This is a genomic window from Rhodoplanes sp. SY1 (assembly GCF_046000175.1).
Taxonomy (GTDB): domain Bacteria; phylum Pseudomonadota; class Alphaproteobacteria; order Rhizobiales; family Xanthobacteraceae; genus Rhodoplanes.
The window spans coordinates 45,925-63,019 of sequence record NZ_JBEOMB010000056.1 but is presented as its reverse complement, the minus strand read 5'-3'; the positions used below and the strand labels follow the sequence as shown (position 1 = coordinate 63,019).

Annotated in this window: 13 protein-coding genes; 3 read left to right on the top strand and 10 right to left on the bottom strand. The window is 70.1% G+C overall.

The window, feature by feature from the left end; translation table 11 throughout:
- Nucleotides 1-52 precede the first annotated feature (52 nt).
- Both pufB and ABTU92_RS15790 read right to left on the bottom strand, forming a co-directional pair.
- The gene (pufB, locus tag ABTU92_RS15795; RefSeq protein ID WP_111360782.1) at nucleotides 53-193 is read right to left on the bottom strand and encodes a light-harvesting antenna LH1, beta subunit; all 141 of its coding nucleotides are present in this window, start codon (nucleotides 191-193) and stop codon (nucleotides 53-55) included.
- A gap of 438 nt (nucleotides 194-631) precedes the next feature.
- Nucleotides 632-1,639, bottom strand: a complete 1,008-nt coding sequence (locus ABTU92_RS15790) for a prohibitin family protein (RefSeq protein ID WP_408092259.1) — start codon at nucleotides 1,637-1,639, stop codon at nucleotides 632-634.
- 481 nt (nucleotides 1,640-2,120) lie between these two features.
- Between ABTU92_RS15790 and ABTU92_RS15785 the strand changes: the two genes are divergently transcribed.
- Both ABTU92_RS15785 and rnk read left to right on the top strand, forming a co-directional pair.
- Nucleotides 2,121-3,860, top strand: a complete 1,740-nt coding sequence (locus tag ABTU92_RS15785) for a PHA/PHB synthase family protein (protein WP_408092257.1) — start codon at nucleotides 2,121-2,123, stop codon at nucleotides 3,858-3,860.
- Nucleotides 3,861-4,382: 522 nt separating this feature from the next.
- Nucleotides 4,383-4,802 (top strand): nucleoside diphosphate kinase regulator, encoded by a 420-nt coding sequence (gene rnk, locus ABTU92_RS15780; RefSeq protein WP_408092255.1) that lies wholly within the window; start codon nucleotides 4,383-4,385, stop codon nucleotides 4,800-4,802.
- 143 nt (nucleotides 4,803-4,945) lie between these two features.
- On the opposite strand, the gene ABTU92_RS15775 is transcribed toward rnk, so the two are convergent.
- The 4 genes from ABTU92_RS15775 to ligA form a co-directional block, all read right to left on the bottom strand.
- Entirely contained in the window at nucleotides 4,946-5,770 is an 825-nt protein-coding gene (locus tag ABTU92_RS15775) for a sulfite exporter TauE/SafE family protein (protein WP_408092253.1), read from the bottom strand.
- A gap of 54 nt (nucleotides 5,771-5,824) precedes the next feature.
- On the bottom strand, nucleotides 5,825-6,655 hold the full coding sequence (locus ABTU92_RS15770) for a sulfite exporter TauE/SafE family protein (protein WP_408092251.1): 831 nt from the start codon (nucleotides 6,653-6,655) through the stop codon (nucleotides 5,825-5,827).
- Nucleotides 6,656-6,813: 158 nt separating this feature from the next.
- Complete coding sequence (dusA, locus tag ABTU92_RS15765; RefSeq protein ID WP_408092249.1) at nucleotides 6,814-7,815, bottom strand: tRNA dihydrouridine(20/20a) synthase DusA; 1,002 nt, start codon at nucleotides 7,813-7,815, stop codon at nucleotides 6,814-6,816.
- Nucleotides 7,816-7,894: 79 nt separating this feature from the next.
- The gene (gene ligA, locus ABTU92_RS15760) at nucleotides 7,895-10,024 is read right to left on the bottom strand and encodes an NAD-dependent DNA ligase LigA (protein ID WP_408092263.1); all 2,130 of its coding nucleotides are present in this window, start codon (nucleotides 10,022-10,024) and stop codon (nucleotides 7,895-7,897) included.
- A gap of 163 nt (nucleotides 10,025-10,187) precedes the next feature.
- On the opposite strand from ligA, the gene ABTU92_RS15755 reads away from it, so the two are divergent.
- On the top strand, nucleotides 10,188-10,472 hold the full coding sequence (locus tag ABTU92_RS15755; protein ID WP_408092247.1) for a GIY-YIG nuclease family protein: 285 nt from the start codon (nucleotides 10,188-10,190) through the stop codon (nucleotides 10,470-10,472).
- A 163-nt stretch (nucleotides 10,473-10,635) separates the two neighbouring features.
- Here ABTU92_RS15755 and recN read toward each other — a convergent pair whose 3' ends face one another.
- The 4 genes from recN to ftsZ all read right to left on the bottom strand — a co-directional run bounded on the left by recN (nucleotide 10,636) and on the right by ftsZ (nucleotide 17,092).
- Entirely contained in the window at nucleotides 10,636-12,306 is a 1,671-nt protein-coding gene (gene recN, locus ABTU92_RS15750; protein ID WP_408092245.1) for a DNA repair protein RecN, read from the bottom strand.
- 314 nt (nucleotides 12,307-12,620) lie between these two features.
- On the bottom strand, nucleotides 12,621-13,517 hold the full coding sequence (locus tag ABTU92_RS15745) for an outer membrane protein assembly factor BamD (RefSeq protein WP_408092243.1): 897 nt from the start codon (nucleotides 13,515-13,517) through the stop codon (nucleotides 12,621-12,623).
- A gap of 182 nt (nucleotides 13,518-13,699) precedes the next feature.
- Complete coding sequence (gene lpxC, locus ABTU92_RS15740) at nucleotides 13,700-14,656, bottom strand: UDP-3-O-acyl-N-acetylglucosamine deacetylase (protein ID WP_408092241.1); 957 nt, start codon at nucleotides 14,654-14,656, stop codon at nucleotides 13,700-13,702.
- 636 nt (nucleotides 14,657-15,292) lie between these two features.
- Nucleotides 15,293-17,092, bottom strand: a complete 1,800-nt coding sequence (ftsZ, locus tag ABTU92_RS15735) for a cell division protein FtsZ (RefSeq protein ID WP_408092239.1) — start codon at nucleotides 17,090-17,092, stop codon at nucleotides 15,293-15,295.
- Between the last annotated feature and the right edge of the window lie 3 nt (nucleotides 17,093-17,095).

Sequence of the window (17,095 nt, the reverse complement as noted above, 5' to 3'; positions counted from 1 at the left end):
TCTTGTAGTCGTCTTGCGGATTCGACATCGTTCTATCCCCCTAAGATCGCGCTCAGTACCAGGGCTTCCAGACCCACACGAGAATGTGGGCGAGGACGCAGATCGCCATGAAGGCCTGGAACGTGGTGGTGAACTGGGCGTGGAATTCCTTCGCCTCGGCCTCGGTCAGGCCGGAGAGGCTCTTGTCAGCCATCGAGATACCCTCCGTTGGACTGCCGTGAAGCACGGCAGGACGTTCGCTACACCTCGATCGGGACGATGCCGCCACGATCGTCTCGTCGCCTCGAGCCGCCACGTCGCTGCAAACGTGGGCGTCTCGAATCGTCAGTCGTTGGGACTTGTCTGATCTTGCTGCCCGGTCGGAAAAACTCGGGGCGATTTGTGAAAACCAATCGAGGGCACCGACAAAACGGCAAGAGCAGTATCGATGGGAGCATCTATGCGGTATTTCGACGCGCTGACGATTGACACCACTACTTACTCTTCCGCGGCTACGAGCGCTTACTCCTGTGAGAGAGGCTCGGCGGCACCGGCCGGCCGCAGACCAAGCCGACGCGGACCAGCCGACGCGCCGTGATCCGACATGATCGGGCACGGCGCGCGGTCGGAAGATACGCGACGGTGTGCGGCCTCACTGGGCCGGGCGCGGTGCCGGCGATGTTCCGGCGGATGTCGGCGCGGGACCCGGCGCGGGCGCCGGCCCGGCGGCGCGCGCTCCGGCCGCGGGCCTCGCGGCCGGCTCGGTGTCGCCGAGCGGCACCGGCACGAAGGGCAGCGCCGAGCCGGGCAGCATGGTGTGCGGCAGCACGCCGTTCCAGCGCTCCACCGCGATCAGGTTGGCGTAGGCCGGGTTGTCGATGAAGGAGCGCGCCTTCGCCGCGATGGCGCGCGCCTCCGCCTCGCCGCGCAGCCGAATCGAATCCGCCTCGGCCTGGGCCCGCTCGCGGATCTGCTGCGCCTGCGCCTGCGCCTGGACGACGCGCTTTTCCGATTCGACGCGCTCGCGCTCGAGCTCGTAGCGCGACTTGCGCACCTCGGCCTCGGCCTGCGCGGCCGCCTCGATCGCCTTGGTGTAGTTGGCCGAGAAGTCGATGTTCTCGAACTGGACGCTGTCCACCACGATGCCGTCCGGCACCGACGCCTTGATGGCGTCCTCGATCTGCTGGCCGAGCTTGACCCGGTCGGAGACGACCGTCTGCGCCTGGTACTGGCCGAACACCTTCTTGAGCCGGTCCGGCACGACCGGGTCGATCACCCGCTCGGGATAGTTGACGCCGTAGCGCGAGTAGACCTCGTCGATCTTGTCGAACGGGACGTGATAGTTCACCGACAGCCGGATCGACGCCTCCTGGACGTCGCGCGAGTAGGACACGACCTTGTCGTAGACGCGCTTCTCGATCCGGGTCGACATGTACTGAACCCGATCCATCACCGGAATCTTGGTGTTGAGGCCCGGCGAGGCGACGTTGACGACCTTGCCGAAGCGCAGGACCACGCCGGCCTCGCCCTGCTCCACCGTGAAGAACGGCGACGCCGAGAAAGCGATCGCCAGAAGCAGCACCGCGAGCCCGGCGACCGTCCAGGCGACGACCCTGCCGACGCTGAACCGTTTCGATTTCCCGGAATCCATCTGCGCCATCGTCGCCTCCTGGAGCCGCGCCGGCGCATGCCGCCGGCCTTCCGCAGCGAGCAAGCCTCGCGGTCGTGCCCGCGACCGTGACGGGCGTCACAATAGCCCGAGGGCGTGAGTTCCGGCTTACTCGGCGCGAGAGTCGCGCGCCCAACTACAAGCCACGGCTGTGACGGGAATTCTTGCCCCATATCAATGCTGCGTCGCGGCAACGGCGCTCAGTTATTCGACCTGCCACCGTCCCCCGGCGCGCGGCCGGCGCTGCGCCCGGGCCCCTCGAAAGGGCGGACTCATGTCTCAGGCATCGCCCCAGGCCCCGACTCACGCATCGCCCCATATGTCGGCGGAAGCGTCGTGCCAGCCTTCGCAGATCGTGCCGTTCGGCCCCGCCGCCCCGCCCGCGGCCGCCCCGGCCACCACCCCGGCGTCCACCGCCGCGGCGGCCGACGCCGCGCCGGCCCGCCGGCCTCCGCCGCCGGCGTCCGCCGCGATGGACGACGACGGCAGCTTCGAGGCGTTCCGGGCGCTCGACCGCACCCGCCTCGCCCTGATGGCGCAGGCGACCGGCGGCATGTCGCCGGCCGCCATGGCGCTCGCCTTCCTGGACTGGGGCATGCATCTCGCCGCCTCGCCCGGCCGCTGCATGGAGCTCGCCTGGACGGCGAGCCGGCGGGCGGGCCGCTGGTCGGCGCAGTCGGCGGCCGCCGCGGTCGGCCGCGACCCGCCGCCCCGCATCGCGATGCCGGCCGGCGACACGCGCTTCGCGAGCGAGGCGTGGGCCGAGGCGCCCTACCGCTTCTACGCCCAGTGGTTCCTGATGCAGCAGCAGCTCTGGCACGACCTCACCCACCAGGTGCCGGGCGTCGCGCCGCATCACCAGGACGTCGTGTCCTTCACGGTGCGCCAGTGGCTCGACATGATGTCGCCCGCCAACATCCCGTTCCTCAATCCCGACGTGATCGAGAAGACGCGCGAGAGCTTCGGCAGCAACCTGATCCACGGGTTCCAGAACTGGGCCGAGGATGCGAGCCGCACCGTCACGGGCCGTCCGCCGGTCGGCACCGAGGCGTTCGTGGTCGGCCGCGACGTCGCCGTGACGCCGGGCCAGGTGGTGTTCCGCAACACGCTGATCGAGCTGATCCAGTACGCGCCGGCGACCGAGACGGTCGCGGCCGAGCCGATCCTGATCGTCCCGGCCTGGATCATGAAGTACTACATCCTCGACCTGTCGCCGCGGAACTCGCTGGTGCGCTGGCTGGTCGAGCGCGGCCACACGGTGTTCTGCATCTCGTGGCGCAATCCCGGCGCCGCGGACCGCGACCTCGCCTTCGACGACTACCGCAGGCTCGGCGTGATGGCGGCGCTCGACGCGGTCGCGGCGATCGTGCCGAACCGGAAGATCCACGCCGCCGGCTACTGCCTGGGCGGCACGCTGGCGGCGATCGCGGCCGCCGCGATGGCGCGCGCCGGCGACGGGCGCCTCGCCTCGCTGACCCTGCTCGCCGCCCAGATGGACTTCTCCGAGCCAGGCGAGCTCGCGCTGTTCATCGACCACAGCCAGCTCAACGTGCTCGAGAGCATGATGTGGAACCGGGGCTATCTGTCGGCCGACCAGATGGCGGGCGCGTTCCAGATGCTGCGCACCAGCGATCTCGTCTGGTCGCGCCTCGTCCACGACTATCTGATGGGCGAGCGTAGCCGCACGAACGACCTGATGGCGTGGAACGCCGACTCGACCCGCATGCCCTACCGCATGCACGCCGAGTATCTGAAGCGGCTCTATCTCGACAACGAGCTGGCCGCCGGCCGTTTCATGGTGGAGGGCCACCCGGCTGCGATCCAGAACATCCGCGCCCCGATCTTCACGGTGGCGACCGAGCGTGATCACGTCGCGCCGTGGCACTCGGTCTACAAGATCCACTATCTGTCCGACACCGACGTCACCTTCGTGCTGACCTCGGGCGGCCACAATGCCGGCATCGTCGCCGAGCCCGACCGGCCGCACCGCAGATACAGGCTCGCGCTCAAGCGCGCCGAGGACAGCTGCATCAGCCCGGACGAATGGATGGCGGCGACGGCGACCCGCACGGGCTCGTGGTGGCTCGCCTGGGTCGACTGGCTCGCGGCCCAGTCCTCGGGCGAGCAGGTGGCGCCGCCCGCGATGGGCGCGCCCGCGAGGGGCTATGTGCCGCTCGCCGCGGCGCCGGGCACCTACGTGCATCAGCGTTGAGGCGCCCGAAAACGTCCGCGACCGGACCGACGTCCGTGCGGCCGCGGACACGGTGTCGCGGAACCGACGCCCCCGCCACGGGTTGACAGGACGAGGCGAGACACTAGCTTCGACCCATGACCTCGATCAACCAGCGGCACGCCGAGCTCGACGCCACCCGCGACGCCACGCGCAGGGACGCGATGCGTCCGCGTCGTCGCGTGCGCGAGGATCGCGTCCGGCAGGATCGCACCCGACAGGATCGCGCAGGACGCCTCAGAGCAGGCACCTGACCCGGACGGCCATGCGGCGCCCGTCCGGGCCCGCTGTCGTTCGGCGTTCGCCTTCGGTTCGGCGGACGATCTGAACTCCCGACCGCATCTCACAGTCACGATTCACCGTCACGATTATCGTCGCTTCCGCTTCGCGACCCGCGTGAACGGGCAGCGGCGCGCCATGCGCGATCCTCCGACGTTCCAATTGGCGACGATCGGATCGGCGGCGACCGGACCATCACGACAGACGAGACCCATGAGCATACAGATGAGCACACAGACCAGCAGCCAGCCCCTCCCGCCCATCGCGCTGCGGCCCGACGACCGCGCCAGGCTGGAGCAGATCGCCCAGGCGAACATTTCGCGCAATCCCGAGACGGCCGACTATCTGGCGCGCGAGATCGAGCGCGCCCGCGTGCTGGCCCCCGACGAGGCCGGTCGCGACATCGTCACGATGGGATCCTGGGTGACGTTCCGGGACGAGACCTCCGGCCGCACGCGGCGCGTGATGCTGGTCTATCCGGAGCACGCCGACGTCTCGGCCGGCCGCATCTCGGTGCTGACGCCGATCGGCGCCGCGCTGGTCGGCCTGTCCAAGGGCCAGTCGATCGCGTGGACGACGCCGGCTGGCGAGGAGCGCTCGCTGACCATCCTGGAGGTCGAGGCGGACGCGGCGGCGGCGGCCTGATCGGTCGCCGCGCCCACGATGCGCATCCTGCCGCATCAGGGTGTCGTTTTCGCCGGTCATTCCGGGGCGGCGCGCAGCGCCGAACCCGGAATCGCGGCTTCGCCGCGCCCCGGAATGACGGCGAACTGATCAACCGGAACTCGTTAGATGCTGAACAGGATTCGCGTCGCCGTGCCGAGCAGGAACAGGCCGAAGGCGACCTCGAGCGTCCGCCGCGACAGGCGGTGGGCGATCACGGCGCCGAACTTCGCCGTGAAGGTCGAGATCGGTGCCATCAGGACGAAGCCGACCAGCGACACGTAGCCGATGGAGAGCGGCGGCAGCTCGCCCATGTGCGGGAGGCCGGCCAGCATGTAGCCGATCGTGCCGGTGACGGCGATCGGGACGCCGAGCCCGGCCGAGGTGGCGACCGCGGCGTGGATCGGCGTGCCGTAGAAGGTCAGCATCATGGTCGCCATGGCGCCGCCGCCGACTCCCATCAGCGACGACAGGAGGCCGATGACGAAGGCGGCGGCGCGCATCGGCCACGGCCCCGGCAGCGTCGGCGAGATCACGAAGCGGTTGCCGAGGATCAGCATCTTCAGCGCCGTGAGGCCGGCCGTGCAGCCGAACACGATCTTGAACAGCGCCGAGGGCGCGACGACCGCGAGCGCCGCGCCGAGCGCGACGCCGACCACCACCGGCACGGTCCACAGCCGCACCACCTCGGGCATGGCGGCGCCGACGATGCGATGGCTGCGATAGGAGCGCCAGGCGGTCGGCACGATGATGGCGAGCGAGGTGCCGACGCAGAGCTGGAAGCGCACGGTGTCCGGGACGTCGACGAGCCGGAAAATCTCGAACAGCACCGGCACCAGCACGGCGCCGCCGCCGATCCCGAACAGGCCGGCGATGATCCCGGTGACGACGCCGCCAACCGTGATGGCGAGGACGAGCGCCATCAGCTCGCCGGCCGGCACGCTCAGCATCGCGCGTCGCTCCGGACGGCCGCGGGCCGACGGCGGCGCGACGCGGTTTCCATGTCAGGTGATCGCGCTGTAGAGAATGCGCGCCGCGGTGAGGATGAGGAACACGCCGAAGGCGACCTCCAGGTGCCGGCGCGAGGTGCGGTGGGCGATCAGCGCGCCGAACTTCGCCGTGTAGGTCGAGATCGGCGCCATCAGCACGAAACCGATGACCGAGACGAAGCCGACCGACAGCGGCGGCAGGTCGCCCATGTGCGGGATGCCGGCCAGCATGTAGCCGAGCGTGCCGGTGACGGCGATCGGCACGCCGAGGCCCGCCGAGGTGGCGACGGCATTGTGGATCGGCCGCTTGTAGAGGGTGAGCAGCATGGCCGCCATGGCGCCGCCGCCGACCCCCATCATGGCCGAGAGAAGCCCGATCACGCCGCCGTAGATCCGCATCGTCGTGGCGCCCGGCAGCTCTTCGGCGATGAACACGCGATCGCCCAGGAACAGCATCTTGATCGCGATGGTGGTCTGGATGACGGCGAAGACGGTCTTGAACAGCTCGCCCGGCGCGACGACCGCCAGGGCGGAGCCGATGACGACGCCGATCACCACCGGGACGGTCCACAGCTTGACCACGTCCTGCAGGGCCATGCCCTTGGATTTGTGGGTCTTGTAGGAGCGGAACGCGGTCGGCACGATGATCGCGAGCGAGGTGCCGATGCACAGCTGCATGCGCACCTCGTCGTCGACGCCGATCAGCCGGAAGATCTCGAACAGCACCGGCACCAGAACGGCGCCGCCGCCGATGCCGAACGCTCCGGCCAGAATCCCCGTCACCACGCCACCGCCCGCGATGGCCAGGACCAGCACCACGAGCTCGCCGACCGGCACGTCCAACATGCTGTAAATCTCCGTTCAGCGGCCGTGTGTCGCAGAGTTTTTGTTCTCCGCCAAGCCGCCGGATGCGCGACTTGTGCGACCCCCGCGCATGCGTGGGTTGAATGTCCCGAGATGGATCGGGGCGGCGAACCGTGCAGGCGACGATTCAGAGGCCGGCTTCAGGCCGCAGCGTCGCCGGCCACCGAACGGTCCGAACGCACCAGCCCCAGCGCGGCCCGCAGCACGTCGAGGCCGGCGCCGGGCTTCACGGCTTCGGTGGCGAGGTGGCGACGATAGGCGCGCGCGCCGGGGACCGCCTGGAACAGGCCGAGCATGTGCCGTACCGTCGCGTAGAGCCGCTCGCCGGCCGCAAGCTCGCGCTCGATCCAAGGAATGAATTTTTCGACCGCTTCATGCAGGGACGCGGCCGGCGCCGGCGTGCCGAACAGCAGCGGGTCCACGGCCAGGAGCCGCCACGGCTCCTGGTAGGCGGCGCGGCCCAGCATCACGCCGTCGACGTGCTTCAGGTGCTCGGCCGCCGCCTCGATCGACGGAATCCCCCCGTTGATGGCGATCGGCACCTGCGGCAGCCGCGCCTTCAGCCGGTAGACGCGATCGTAGTCGAGCGGCGGCACGTCCCTGTTTTCGCGCGGCGACAGGCCCTGCAGCCACGCCTTGCGGGCGTGCACGATCAGGGCGTCGGCCCCGGCCGCCACCACGGCGTCGGCCAACGTGTCGAGCGCGAGTTCCGGGTCCTGGTCGTCGATGCCGATGCGGCATTTGACCGTCACGGGCACGGCCACGGCCGCCTTCATGGCGGCGACGCAGTCGCCGACCAGCGCCGGCTCGGCCATCAGGCAGGCGCCGAACCGCCCCTCCTGCACCCGGTCGGACGGACAGCCGACATTCAGGTTCACCTCGTCGTAGCCCATGTCGGCGCAGATGCGCGCCGCTTCCGCCAGCGCCGCCGGATCGCTGCCGCCGAGCTGCACGGCGACCGGGTGCTCGCACGGATCGAAGCGCAGGAGCCGCGCCCGGTCGCCGCGCAGCACCGCTCCGGTCGTCACCATCTCGGTGTAGAGCCGCGCCTGCCGGGTCAGCGCCCGGTGAAAAGCCCGGCACGGACGGTCGGTCCAGTCCATCATGGGCGCGACGGAGAACCTATAGGATTGATTTTTCATCGTTATTCGTTCGACTTGGCAGTTTGCGCGACCCGCGTGCGTGTGATCTTACGCCATGTCGCCGCGGGACGACGCATCGCTACGATCCCGCCTGCCCCACCAGCGCGAACCACTCGTCCTCGGTCAGCACCGTGACGCCGGCGTCGCGCGCTTTCGAGAGCTTCGAGCCGGCGCCGGGGCCGGCGACCAGAAAGTCGGTCTTCTTCGACACCGAGCCCGCCACCTTGGCGCCGAGCCGCTCGGCCATCGCCTTCGCCTCGTCGCGCGTCATCTTCTCCAGCGTGCCGGTGAACACCACGGTCTTGCCGGCGACCGGCGTCGTGGTCTGCGGCTTCTCGGCGTCGACGATTCTTGACAGCTCGGCCACGAGATTCTCGACGACGCGCTCGTTATGAGCTTCACCAAAGTACTTCGCCACCGCGTCGACCACGGCGTCGCCGATCTGGTCGATGGCATCCATCTCGGCGCGCGCGTCCGCGTCGCCGGCCGCGATCCGCTTCGCCGCGGCGAAGAAGGCGTCCCACGAGCCGTAGGCGCGGGCGAGCTGGCGCGCCGTCGTCTCGCCGACATGACGGATGCCGAGCGCGTAGATGACGCGATCGAGTGAGATCGTGCGCCGCGCCTCGATCGCATCGAACAGGTTCTTCACCGACGTCGCGCCGAAGCCTTCCCGGTCCTTCAGCTTCTTGAAGTTCGCCGCATCGCGCCGCGCCAGCGTGAAGATGGCGGCGGGCTCCGTGACCGGCAGGTCCTCGTCCTCGAAGAAGAAAGCGATCTGCTTCTCGCCGAGCCCCTCGATGTCGAAGGCGCGGCGCGACACGAAGTGCCGCAAGTGCTCGATCTTCTGATAGGGACAGGCGAACTCGCCCGTGCAGCGGGCGATGGCGCCCTCCTCGCCGGCGGCCGTCGTCTCGCGCACCAGCGCCGTCTTCAGGTCGCAGCGGCAGACGGTCGGGAACTGATAAGGATGCGGTCCGCGCGACCGCTCCTCGACGACCCGCACGACCTGCGGAATCACGTCGCCGGCGCGCTGGATCTCGACCGTGTCGCCGATCCGCACACCGAGCCGCGCGATCTCGTCGGCGTTGTGCAGCGTCGCGTTCTGCACCACGACACCGCCGACCGTCACGGGCTCGAGCTTCGCCACCGGCGTGTGCGCGCCGGTGCGGCCGACCTGGATCTCGATGTCGTGCAGCAGCGTCGTCGCGCGCTCGGCCGGGAACTTGTGGGCGATCGCCCAGCGTGGACTACGCGACACGAAGCCGAGCCGCTCCTGATAGTCGAGCCGGTCGACCTTGTAGACGACGCCGTCGATGTCGTAGTCGAGTGCTGCGCGGTCGAGCCCGATTTTTCGGTGAAACGCGATCAGCGCCTCGGCCGAATCGCAGCGCCGCGTCAGCGGATTGGTCTTGAACCCGCAGTGCTCGAACCACTTGATCATGCCGGACTGGCTGTCGGCCGGCATGGTGCTCATCTCGCCCCACGCATAGGCGAAGAAGCCGAGCGGCCGCGACGCCGTGACGGCCGGATCCTTCTGGCGCAGCGAGCCCGCGGCCGAGTTGCGCGGATTGGCGAAGACCTGGCCGCCCGCCGCCGTCTGGCGCGCGTTGAGGGCCAGGAACGCCGCCTTGGTCATGTAGACCTCGCCGCGCACCTCGCACACCGGCGGCACGCCGCGCGCCTTCAGGATCTGCGGCACGTCCTTCACGGTGCGGATGTTGGCCGTCACGTCCTCGCCCTCGAAGCCGTCGCCGCGAGTCGCCGCCGAGACGAGGCGGCCGTTCTCGTAGCGCAGCGACATCGACAGCCCGTCGATCTTCGGCTCGGCGCTGAAGGCGATCGGCTCGTCCGCGGAAAGCCGCAGGAAGCGGCGCACGCGCGCGACGAATTCTTCCACCTCCTCGTCCGCGAAGGCGTTGTCGAGCGACAGCATCGGCACCGCGTGGCGCACCTTGGCGAAGCCGCGCGAGGGTGCCGCCCCCACCTTTCGTGACGGCGAGTCGGCCCGGATCAGCTCGGGAAAGCGCGCCTCGATCGCCGCGTTACGCTGGCGCAGCGCGTCGTACTCCGCGTCCGAGACGGTCGGCGCATCCTCCTGATAGTAGCGCGCGTCGTGCGCCGCGATCTCCTCGGCGAGCCGCGCGAGCTCGGCCGCGGCCTCGTCCTGCGTGAGGGAGTCGACGGGGGTGGTATTGAGAGCTTTCGACATCATAAGATCAGACCACAAATCTCGGTCATTCCGGGGCGCGGGCGACAGCCCGCGAACCCGGAATCCAGCCCAGACAAGACAGTCCGCAGACTGGGCTAGATTCCGGGTTCGCGCCTTCGGCGCGCCCCGGAATGACCGTTGTCTCGATCAAACGCGACGCCCGATGTTCTACGTTTATCTGCTGGCGAGCCGAAAACAAGGAACGCTGTACGTCGGCGTGACCCGGGATCTGGTCCGCCGGACCTGGCAGCACAAGTTTCATGACATCCCCGGATTCACCCATCGATACGGCGTCGATCGTCTCGTCTGGTTCGAAATCTACGACGACCCGGTTGCGGCGATCACTCGCGAGAAGGAGATCAAGAAGTGGCGGCGGGCTTGGAAGGTCGCCCTGATCGAAAAGGACAATCCGGACTGGAAGGATCTCTATCCGGAGATCACCCGGTAGACGACTTCGCTTCGGTCATTCCGGGGCGCCGCGCAGCGGCGAACCCGGAATCCAGCCACATCTTCGGAATTCATCGCTGGATTCCGGGTTCGCGCCTTCGGCGCGCCCCGGAATGACGGAGCCGGCGTCGCGCGCCGAACCGGGACGACCAAGTCCGTGCCTCCTACCCCCCTGCTGCCTTCAGCAGGCGCTCCGCGGCGGCGCGGGCTTCCGTCGTGATCTCGGCGCCGGAGAGCATGCGGGCGATCTCCTCGCGGCGGGTGCCGTCGTCGAGCACGGCGACGCGCGTCGCGACGCGCTTGCCCCGGTCGAGCGCGCCCTTGCTGATCAGGACGTGGCGGTCGGCACGCGCCGCCACCTGGGGGGCGTGCGTCACCGCCATCACCTGCACGTTGCGGCCGAGGCGCGCGAGCCGCACCCCGATGGCGTCGGCCACCGCCCCGCCGACCGCCGTGTCGATCTCGTCGAACACCAGGGTCGGCGCCGAGCCGCGGTCGGCAATCACCACCTTCAGGGCCAGCAGGAAGCGCGACAGCTCGCCGCCCGAGGCGATCTTCATCAGCGGGCCGGGCGCCGTGCCGGGATTGGTCTGCACCTGGAACTCGACGCGGTCGAGCCCGTGCGGGCCGCCGCGCTCCGGCTCGGCGACGATCGCCGTCGTGAAGCGGGCGCGCTCCAGCTTGAGCGGCTTCAGCTCGCCGGTGACCGCCTTGTCGAGCGCCTCGCCGGCGCGCTTGCGCTTGTCCGAGAGGGCCGCGGCGGCGCGGTCGAACTCCGCGGCCGCAGCCGCGGCCGCGCGCTCCAGCGCCGCGAGCTGTTCCGCCCCGGCGTCGATCAGCGCGAGATCGCTCTCGTAGCGCTCGGCGAGCGCCGCCAGCGCGTCGACCGCGACGTTGTACTTGCGGCCGGCGGCGCGCAGCGCGAACAGCCGCTCCTCGATGCGCTCCAGCGTGCTCGCGTCGAAGGCGCCGGCGGCGAGCGCCGCCTCCAGATGGGCGCGCGCCTCGTCGAGCGCGGTCAGCGCCGCGTCGATCGCCGCGATCGCCGGAGCGATCGGGCCGCCCGCCGTGCCGCGCCGCTCCAGCCGCCGCACCGCCGACGCGAGCGCCGGACCCGGCGACTGCGGCCCGGCGACGACTGCGAGCGCGTCGCGCAGGTCGTCGGCGGCCTTCTCGGCCTGCATCATCTGGGCGCGCCGCTCGGCCAGCGTCGTCTCCTCGCCGGGCTCGGGGGCGAGCCGGCGCAGCTCCTCGACGGCGTGGCGGAGCCAGTCGGCCTCGCGCTGCGCCCGCTCGACCGCGGCGCGCTGCGACGCCAGCGCCTCGGCCGCATCGCGCCGCGCCGTCCACAGGCGGGCGACCGCGGCGGCCTCGCGCTCCAGCCCCGCATAGGCGTCGAGCAGATCACGATGGCTCGCCGGATCGACGAGAGCGCGGGCGTCGTGCTGGCCGTGGATCTCGACCAGGCGCTCGCCGAGGCTCTGCAGCACCTTCACGGAGACGGGCTGGTCGTTGACGAAGGCGCGGGTGCGGCCGTCGGCGAGCTGCACGCGGCGCAGCAGGAGCTGGTCCTCGACCGCGATGTCGTTGTCGCGCAGGAGGTCGTTGACCGGATGCGTCGCGCCCGGCTCGAACACGGCCGTCACCTGGCCCTGCTCGGCGCCGCTGCGCACCAGGCCGGCGTCGCCGCGCGCCCCGAGCGCCAGCGCGAAGGCGTCGAGCAGGATCGACTTTCCCGCCCCGGTTTCGCCGGTCAGCACGGCGAGGCCCGGCCCGAAATCGAGGTCGAGCCGGTCGATGAGGACGATGTCACGGATCGAAAGGCGGGCCAGCATGGCTCAGTCCGTCATGGCCGGGCTCGTCCCTCGGCTGCCGGTTCGGTCTCGGCGCCGCGGGCACTGAAACCCTCTCCCCGAGGGAGAGGGTCGGGCGCGAGCGTCGGCTCGCGACCGGGGTGAGGGTTTACGAGGCCGGTTGGTCGCCTCGGCCCCCCCTCACCCGACGCGCGTTCCGCGCGTCGACCTCTCCCCGCAGGGGAGAGGTGAAGCACGGAGCGAAAGCGTGTCCTACAGGAACGCGAATGGCCGGGACAAGGCCCGGCCATCGCAAATCTCGTCAAATCGATCGGCCCCGGCGCGCGGCGCCCGCCTCAGCCCAGGCCGACCTTCTTGAAGGCGCGGCTGATCCACGAGCCCTTGTTCTCGGACGGCTCGAAGCCGCCACCCCTCACCAGATTATAGGCGTCCTTGTACCAGGGACTGTCCGGGAAGTTGTGGCCGAGCACGGCGGCGGCGGTCTGCGCCTCGCTGGCGATGCCGAGCATCATGTAGCACTCGGTCAAGCGCATCAGCGCCTCCTCGACGTGCCGGGTCGTCTGATACTGCGTCACCACCACCTTGAAGCGGTTGATGGCGCCGATGAAGTTCTTCTTCTGCATGTAGTAGCGCGCGACCTCCATCTCCTTGGCGGCGAGATGGTCGCGGCCGACCTCGATCTTCTTGCGGGCCTGCGCCGCATATTCCGAGGTCGGATACTTGCGGATGACCTCCTCCAGCGACTGGATCGCCTTCTCGGTGCGGGTCTGGTCGCGGGTGACGTCCGGGATCTGGTCGTAGTAGGAGGCGCCGATCAGATATTGGGCGTAGGCGACGTCCGGGCTGCCCGGATGCATCGTCACGTAGCGCTTCGCGGCGCCGATCGCCTCGTCGTACTGGCGCGTCTCGTAATAGGAGTAGGCGGTCATCAGCAACGACTTGCGGGCCCACTCGGAATAGGGGTGCTGGCGGTCGACCTCTTCGAACTTCTTGACCGCGTCCTTGGGCGCGTTCTTCTCGTTCAGGAGGTAGACGCCCTCGTTGTAGAGCTTGTCGGCCGGAAGATCGGGCCCGAGGTCGTCGTCGTTGCCGCCGAACAGGTTCGAGAGGCTGCTGCAGCCGCCGAGAATCACCAGAACGGGCAGCAGCGCGATGAGGCGACGCAGCCCGGCGCGTCCGCCTGCGGACCGGCCCGGGCGCGCCGCGGCGCGCGATGTCGACGTTGAAAGCACCGAAGTCCCCCGTGAGACGCGTCGCGCGGCCGCCCGTCCAGGCCGCGATGGTCGACGCCGAACATCCCCTGTCGGGTCGGACTCAACCCCGACATTCGGCCGGGAATGTGGCGGGAGGGGTCTGCGGCGGGTCGCGCCGCGGGACATGCGTCCCGACGGACACGGTCGTCCAGGCAGATTCGTCAGGACACGTCGGCGCTGTAGGCCGGGGCGGCGATGCCGGTGGTCAGCTCGGCGCGGCCGCGCACCGTGGTGCGGGCGAGCGCGGTCGCATCGACCATGGTCCAGGCGGTCGGATCGGCCATCAAGGCCGAGATCACCGCGTGGTTGAGCTTGTGGCCGCCGCGCACCGAGCGGTACATGCCGAGCAGCGGCGCACCGGCGAGCGCAAGGTCGCCGATCGCGTCGAGCGCCTTGTGGCGGACGAACTCGTCGGCCCAGCGCAGGCCGTCCGGGTTGAGGATGCGATTCTCGGCGACCACCAGGGTGTTCTCGAAGCTGGCGCCGAGCGCGTAGCCGGCGCTCCACAGCTTCGCCACGTCGCTCATGAAGCCGAACGTGCGGGCGCGGGCGATCTCGCGGCGGAAATGGAGCGGGTCGAGGTCGAAGGCCAGCGCCTGGCGGCCGATCAGCGGGTGCTCGAAGGCGATCTCGACCTCGAACCGCATGCCGCGGTCGTAGGGGCGCAGCTCACCGTAGGAGCGGCCGTCGGCGACCCGGACCGGCTTGAGCACCTTGATGTAACGGCGCGGCGCCGCCGTGGTCTCCAGGCCGACCCGGTCGATGGCCGCGACGAAGTCCTCGGCGCTACCGTCCATGATCGGCATCTCGGGACCGTCGATCTCGATGACGGCGTTGTCGACGCCCAGGCCCGCCAGCGTGGCGAGCACGTGCTCGGCGGTCGAGCACAGCGGGCCGGTCGCGTCGCCGATCACGGTGGCGAAGTCGGTCGCCACCACGGAGCGGACGTCGGCCTTCACGGCGCGGTCGGGCTTGCCGTCGGTGCCGGGCCGCACGAAGCGGATGCCGGTGCCGGGTCCGGCCGGATGCAGCGTGAGGGTGGCAGGCACGCCGGAATGCACGCCGATCCCCGATACGGTCACGTCGGAGCGCAGCGTCGTCTGTCGGCCGGATTTCATGTGAACCGTCCCAATCCCAAAAAACTCTAGCGCGCCGCGATGCCGCGACAGTCCGTTCAAGTTTTTCCCCCACGGGACGCGGTGTTCAGGTCCTCGTCAGCCCGTCGCTTGTCACGCGCGCGTGGCTGCCCCGTCGAGGCCCAAGTCTGTCCCCGTGCCGAACGAACATTAACCGTCTGATCCGTAACGGCCAACTCACGCTTTCTTACCGATTGTTACCTGAATTTCGAACGCTTTCGACCGGGTTTCGGCCACGAAATCAGAGGACAACTGTCCTGTTCAGCAGCTTTATCGCTTGACGGCGGCGAATTCACCACACCTCGCTACCGCGCTTCGCGAGACCGTCTCCCGCGGCTGCGAAACGCCCCACGGCGCGTGCTGCAGGTGCTTCGTGGCGAATCGGCGGCCGGCGAATCACAGCCCCGCCACGAATGCGATCGCGCGATAATTGCCCTATGCGCCACGAGCGCGCGGCGCGTGCCGAGGTCAACGGTGCCCGAGCGACCCCGGCCGAAAAATGGAATGGCCGGGCACGGGGCCCGGCCATTCGGTGCAGACCATCCGGAGGCAGGTCGGACGGTCCGCAGGCGGCACGTCGCGGCGGCGCGCCGAGGCGGACGGCGCCCCGCCCCTGTCCTAGTTCGCCTGCCGGCGCAGGAACGCCGGGATATCGAGCTGGTCGTCGTCGTGCTGCGGGCCGGGCTGGGCGGCCGGGCGACCGTGCATGTCGAGACCCTGCGGCGCCTGCGGGCCCGGAGCGGGCCGGCGGGCGTAGTCGGAGACCGGATCGGGCGCGCGGCCGACCGGCGGCATCGGCGGCATGCGGGGTGCCATCGGGCGCTCCGCCGGCATCGCCGGACGGGCCGCCTTCGGCGCCTCGGGGGCACGCGGCGCCTCCTCGGCCGTGCGGCCGAGGCCGACGGCGGCGAGCCGCTGCAGCAGGGTCAGGCGGCGCTTCTCCGGGTGCTCCTCGCCCATCGGGTCGGCGCCGCGCTGGGCGCGCAGCTCGTTCTGGGCCGGCAGCGGCAGCTCGTCGATCCGCGGCATGCGGGCCGGACGGCCGGCCGGCCGCTCCGGCTGCGGCGGGATGAACACCTTGGGCGGCGCCTCGTGCGCCTCCACGGGCGCCTCCTGGGCCATGGCGTCGGGATAGAAGGTCGGCTTCGGCTGCTGAATCGGCCGGATGGTGACGTCCTCGATCTCGCGCGGGATCAGCGCGTCGGCGACCGCCGCGGTGGCGACGGCGTCGATCGCCGCATGGCCGGCCGGCTCGGCCGGGATCAGCGGCTGGACGGCGGCCGGGGCCGCCTGCTCGAGGCGCTCGGCGATCCGCTTGTTGTCGGCGCGCAGCCGGTTGGCGAGCTCGGCGATGCGCGACTCGTGCGCCGCCGCGGCCTGGCTGTCCGGGGTGCGCGACGTGAAGGCCTCGACGGCCGGCACCGGCGCATGGATCTGGTTGGCGCCGATCATCGCCGGGTCGACCCCGGTCGCCACCACGGAGACGCGGATGACGCCCTCGAGGGTCTCGTCGAAGGTGGCGCCGACGATGATGTTGGCGTCGGCGTCGACCTCCTCGCGGATGCGGGTCGCGGCCTCGTCGACCTCGTAGAGGGTGAGGTCCTTGCCACCCGTGATCGAGATCAGGAGCCCGCGGGCGCCCTTCATCGACACGTCGTCGATCAGCGGATTGGCGATCGCCGCCTCGGCGGCGCGCAGGGCGCGCTTCTCGCCGGTCGCCTCGCCGGTGCCCATCATCGCCTTGCCCATCTCGCGCATCACCGCGCGGACGTCGGCGAAGTCGAGATTGATCAGGCCTTCCTTGACCATCAGGTCGGTGATGCAGCCGACGCCCGAGTAGAGCACCTGGTCGGCCATCGCGAAGGCGTCCGCGAAGGTCGTCTTCTCGTTGGCGATCCGGAACAGGTTCTGGTTCGGGATGATGATGAGGGTGTCGACCACCTTCTGCAGCTCGGAGATGCCGCTGTCGGCGAGCCGCATGCGGCGCTGGCCCTCGAAGTGGAACGGCTTGGTGACGACGCCGACCGTCAGGATGCCGAGCTCGCGGGCCGCGCGGGCGACCACGGGCGAGGCGCCCGTGCCGGTGCCGCCGCCCATGCCGGCGGTGACGAACACCATGTGGGCGCCGGTGAGGTGATCACGAATCTCGTCGATCACCTCCTCGGCGGCGGCGCGGCCGACATCCGGCTGCGAGCCGGCGCCGAGACCCTCGGTCGCCTGCACGCCCATCTGGATGATGCGCTCGGCCTCGGACATGGTCAGCGCCTGAGCATCGGTGTTGGCGACGACGAAGTCGACGCCCTGCAGCCCCGCCCGGATCATGTTGTTGACGGCATTGCCGCCGGCACCGCCCACACCGAACACGGTGATCCGCGGCTTCAGCTCCCGAATGTCCGGGATCTTCAGATTGATGCTCATGGC